Source organism: Desertihabitans aurantiacus, from assembly GCF_003344635.1.
Lineage (GTDB): Bacteria > Actinomycetota > Actinomycetes > Propionibacteriales > Propionibacteriaceae > Desertihabitans > Desertihabitans aurantiacus.
The window spans coordinates 1-4,630 of record NZ_QPKK01000283.1 but is presented as its reverse complement, the minus strand read 5'-3'; the positions used below and the strand labels follow the sequence as shown (position 1 = coordinate 4,630).

Genomic DNA, 4,630 nt, shown 5'->3' with positions numbered 1-4,630 from the left:
GGCTGGCCGGCCGGGGTGGGGGTGCCGGGACGGCTCGCCGGCGGCTGCGTGGTCGGCCGGACGTCGGCGCCGCGGCTCACCCCGGGCTGCCGGCGCGGCGGGCCGCCGTTCTCGAAGCCGGCGGCGATCACGGTCACCTTGACCTCGTCGCCCAGGGCGTCGTCGATCACGGTGCCGAAGATGATGTTGGCCTCCTCGTGCGCCGCGGCCTCGATGAGGTTGGCCGCCGCGGAGACCTCGAACAGGCCGAGGTCGGAGCCGCCGGCGATGGAGAGCAGCACCCCGTGCGCCCCGTCGATGCTGGCCTCCAGCAGCGGGGAGGAGACGGCCGCCTCGGCCGCCACCCGGGCCCGGTCCTCACCGCGGGCCTGGCCGATGCCCATCAGCGCCGAGCCGGCGTTCGACATCACCGACTTGACGTCGGCGAAGTCGAGGTTGATCAGGCCGGGGGTGGTGATGAGGTCGGTGATACCCGACACACCCTGCATCAGCACCTGGTCGGCCTGCTTGAACGCGTCGAGGATGGCGACCTGGTGGTCGGTCATCTGCAGCAGCTTGTCGTTGGGGATGACGATGAGGGTGTCGACCTCCTCGCGCAGCCGGGCGATCCCCTCCTCGGCCTGCTTGGAGCGCTTGCGGCCCTCGAAGCCGAACGGGCGGGTCACCACGCCGATGGTCAGCGCGCCCAGCGCGCGGGAGATCCGGGCCACCACCGGGGCGGCGCCGGTGCCGGTGCCACCGCCCTCGCCGGCGGTGACGAAGACCATGTCGGCGCCCTTGAGGGTGTTCTCCAGCTCCTCGGCGTTGTCCTCGGCCGCCTGACGTCCCTTGTCGGGGTCGGCGCCGGCGCCCAGACCCCGGGTGAGGTCGCGCCCGATGTCCACCTTCACGTCGGCGTCGCTCATCAGCATCGCCTGCGCGTCGGTGTTGACCGCGATGAACTCCACGCCCCGCAACCCGGCCTCGATCATCCGGTTGACGGCGTTCACTCCGCCGCCGCCGACACCCACGACCTTGATGATCGCGAGGTAGTTCTGCGATGGGTTCGTCATCAGGCGTCCGCCTCTTTCTGCAGTGTCTGTCCCGGGAGGGGTCCGACCGGGCGCGGGCCGGGTGCGGCGTCTGGTCAGGCTATGAGAGCCCTCCGAGCCGCGTCCAACAATGCCGCACGACGCGCCGACAGTCTCAAGGTGAGGTTCAGGGTGAAGCGCTCGGGGCGTCAGCGGACGGTCGGGTGGGAGGGCACGGCGACGTTGTAGACCTCCCCCTCCTGGCGCAGCAGCACGGTGGCGACCTCGGCCTTGAGCGGGGAGTCCTCCGCGCTGCCCCAGTCCAGCCGGCGGTCGTCGGTGAGCCGCAGGGTGAGGGTGTCGGCGGAGCTGGCGCTGACCGACCGCACCTGCTCGAGCAGCTCCGGCGGGCAGGCGCGGACGACGGTGGCCAGGTCGACCAGCAGCCGCTCCCGCTGCTCGGGTGCGACCTCCTCCCCCAGCACAGCGGGCACCACCCCGTCGGGGACCTCCGCCACCGTGGTGAAGGCGACGCCGGCTCGGTCGACCAGCGCCCAGCGGCCGTCCCGCGCGGTGGCCAGCACCGGGGTGCGCTCGGTCACCGCGAGCACGACGGTGTCGGGCACCCGGCGGTGCACCTCGACCGACTCCACCGGGGCCAGCGCAGCCACCCGGGCAGCGATCGCGTCGGTGTCCAGCCGCACCAGCGGACGTCCCGACGGCACCGCGGCCGCCTCCCGGACCCTCTCGGGTGTGAGCACGGCGGTCCCCTCCACCCGCACCGAGCGCACCGCCAGCACCGAGGACCAGCCGACGAGGTAGCCGAGCCCACCCAGCACGGCCAGCACCAGCACGAGCACGAGGACCGTCTTCAGGCGGCGCCGACGTCCCTGCCGGCGGCGGGCCCGCAGGGCAGGTCGGGCGTCGGAGACCGGAGGGCGGCGTGCCATCAGCGGACGCCGCCCGGCCCGGCCAGGGCGCGGACCAGCTCGGGGCCTACCGTGGTCACGTCGCCGGCGCCCACGGTCATCACCAGGTCGCCCGGGTGCACCAGCTCCCGCAGCCGGGGCACCACCTCCTCGCGGCGGCGCACCCAGTGCACGTGCTCGGCCCCCAGCCGGGCGGCGCAGGCGTCGGCCACCAGCCCGGAGTCCACCCCGGGCAGCGGCTCCTCCCGCGCCGGGTAGACGTCCATCAGCACGACCTCGTCGGCCAGCGCCAGGGCGGCGCCGAAGTCGTCGGCGAAGTCGCGGGTGCGGCTGAACAGGTGCGGCTGGAAGCAGACCACCAGCCGTCCTCCGGCGGCGGCCCGGCCGGAGGTGAGCGCGGCCCGGACCTTGGCGGGGTGGTGGGCGTAGTCGTCGACCACCCGGACACCGCCGACGTCGGCGACCAGCTGGAAGCGGCGCGCCGTCCCGCCGAAGTCGGCCAGCCCGGCCAGCGCGGTCTCGTGGTCGACCCCGAGCAGCCGGCACACGGCGTAGGCGGCGGCTGCGTCGAGGGCCAGGTGGTGGCCCGGGCCGGGGACCCGGAGGAGCCCCGTCTCACCTCCCCGCCAGGTCAGCCGGGCCGTCGTGCGGGTCGCGTGCACGGTGATGTCCTCGAGCACCAGGTCGCTCAGCGGGGACTCGCCGTAGAGCACCTGCTCCGGGCCGTCGTCGCCCAGCTCGGCGAGCCGCTCGGCGAGCGCCTGGCAGCCGGGGTCGTCGGCGCAGAGCACGGCGGCGCCCACCCCAGGACGTCCGGCGAAGCGGGCGAAGCCGTCGGCGTAGGCGGCCGGGGTGCCCCAGTTGTCGAGGTGGTCGGGCTCGACGTTGGTCACCACCACCACCTCGGCCGGGTACTGCAGGAAGGAGCCGTCGCTCTCGTCGGCCTCCACCACGACCGGCCCGGAGCCCAGCCGGGCGCTGGTCCCCCACCGCTGCAGCGGCGCGCCGACCACGAAGGTGGGGTCCGCCCCCGCGGCGACCAGCGCGCTGGCCACCATCGCCGAGGTGGTGGTCTTGCCGGCGGTGCCGCCCACCGCCACCCCGCGCGGGGCGGGCACGGAGGGCCGCGGCAGCATCAGCGCCGCCAGCGCCGCGCTGCGGTGCCAGACCCGCAGACCGCGGCGGTGGGCCTCGACCAGCTCGGGGTTGTCCGTCCCGACGGCGGTGGAGACCACCACCGTGCGGGCCGACCCGAGCTGTTCGGCGGCGTGCCCGACGAAGGTGCGCACCCCGCGGGCGGCCAGCGTGGCGAGGACCGGTGAGTCGGCGCGGTCGCTGCCGCTGACCTCCAGACCGAGCTCGGCGTACAGCGAGGCGATGCCGCTCATCCCGGAGCCGCCGACGGCGATGAAGTGCACCGGCCCCAGCTGGTCGGGCGTGACCAGCTCGACGGGCTCGACCAGCCCCATCAGCGGCCTCCCGCCGGACCAGCAGCGGCCAGCACGTGCTCGGCGAGCCGTTCGGCGGCGTCGGCCGGCACCAGGTCGCGGCCGGCTGCCGACATCGCCGACAGGCGTCCGGGGTCGGTGAGCAGCGCGGTCGCCACGTCCGCGAGCCGGTCGGCCGACAGCTCGGCGTCCCGCACCACCACGGCACCGCCGGCGGCCACCAGCGGGTCGGCGTTGCGCTCCTGCTCGCCGTTGCCGTGCGGCAGCGGCACGAAGACCCCGGGCAGGCCGACCATCGCGGTCTCGACGACGGTGCCGGCGCCGGAGCGGCCGACCATCAGGTCGGCGGCGGCATAGGCCTGCTCCATCGCCTCGACGTAGGCCACCGGACGGTAGCGGGCGCCGCCGGGATGGTCGGCGGGCTGGACGTCGGGGGTCATGTTGGCCCGGCCCAGCACGTGCAGCACCGAGACGCCGGCGGCCAGCAGCCGCTCCCGCGCCCCGTCCAGCGCGGTGTTGATGCTGCGCGCCCCCTGCGAGCCGCCGCTGACCAGCAGCACCGGGCCGTCGGCGGGCAGGTCGAAGGCCGCCCGGGCGCCGGCCCGCGCGCCGGCACGGTCCAGCCGGGAGATCTGGCGGCGCACCGGCAGCCCGAGGTAGCGGGCGCCGGGCAGCGGGGTGTCGGGGAAGGAGGTGAAGACGTCACGGGTGAACCGGCTGGCGACCCGGTTGGCCAGCCCCGGCACGGCGTTCTGCTCGTGGATGACGATCGGGGTGCGCAGCCGTCGCGCCGCCAGGTAGACCGGCATGGCGACGTAGCCGCCGAACCCGACGACCACGTCGGCCCGTCGCTGGCGCAGCACGGTGGCGGCGCGGCCGACGGCGCCGGCCAGGCGGTGTGGGACCTTGAGCAGGTCGGGGGTGGGACGGCGGGGCAGCGGCACCGGCGGCACCAGGTCGAGCTCCAGCCCGGCGGCCGGGACGACGGTGGTCTCCAGCCCCCGCTCGGTGCCGACCGCGCTGACGGTGCCCTGCGGGTCGAGCTCGACGAGGGCCTGGGCGGTCGCGATCAGCGGCGAGGTGTGGCCGGCCGATCCACCGCCGGCGAGTACCACGTGGGCCATCGGTTCCTCTCCTCGTGCGGCCGGCACCGGGCCGGCCTGCGTCGTCCTCGTGCGCCCGGCGCCCACGGCGGGCGGGGGCGTCTGGACGTGCGGCCCGCGGTCGGGCCGACGCCCAGCCT

4 protein-coding genes are annotated in these 4,630 nt (G+C 75.7%); all 4 read right to left on the bottom strand.

Annotation, left to right across the window (positions count from 1 at the left end):
• The coding region (gene ftsZ, locus DVA66_RS17285; RefSeq protein WP_114561175.1) for a cell division protein FtsZ at nucleotides 1–1,052 on the bottom strand (1,052 nt) is incomplete at its 3' end.
• Between the two features lie 167 nt (nucleotides 1,053–1,219).
• Nucleotides 1,220–1,960, bottom strand: a complete 741-nt coding sequence (locus DVA66_RS17280; RefSeq protein ID WP_114561174.1) for a cell division protein FtsQ/DivIB — start codon at nucleotides 1,958–1,960, stop codon at nucleotides 1,220–1,222.
• On the bottom strand, nucleotides 1,960–3,408 hold the full coding sequence (gene murC, locus DVA66_RS17275) for a UDP-N-acetylmuramate--L-alanine ligase (RefSeq protein ID WP_114561173.1): 1,449 nt from the start codon (nucleotides 3,406–3,408) through the stop codon (nucleotides 1,960–1,962). The genes DVA66_RS17280 and murC overlap by 1 nt, the downstream gene beginning before the upstream one ends.
• Complete coding sequence (murG, locus tag DVA66_RS17270; RefSeq protein WP_114561172.1) at nucleotides 3,408–4,511, bottom strand: undecaprenyldiphospho-muramoylpentapeptide beta-N-acetylglucosaminyltransferase; 1,104 nt, start codon at nucleotides 4,509–4,511, stop codon at nucleotides 3,408–3,410. The genes murC and murG overlap by 1 nt, the downstream gene beginning before the upstream one ends.
• Between the last annotated feature and the right edge of the window lie 119 nt (nucleotides 4,512–4,630).

Coding starts and splice junctions, on each gene's coding strand:
- DVA66_RS17280 (WP_114561174.1), bottom strand. CDS start 1,960: ATGGCACGCCGCCCTCCGGTCTCCGACGCCCGACCTGCCCTGCGGGCC.
- murC (WP_114561173.1), bottom strand. CDS start 3,408: ATGGGGCTGGTCGAGCCCGTCGAGCTGGTCACGCCCGACCAGCTGGGG.
- murG (WP_114561172.1), bottom strand. CDS start 4,511: ATGGCCCACGTGGTACTCGCCGGCGGTGGATCGGCCGGCCACACCTCG.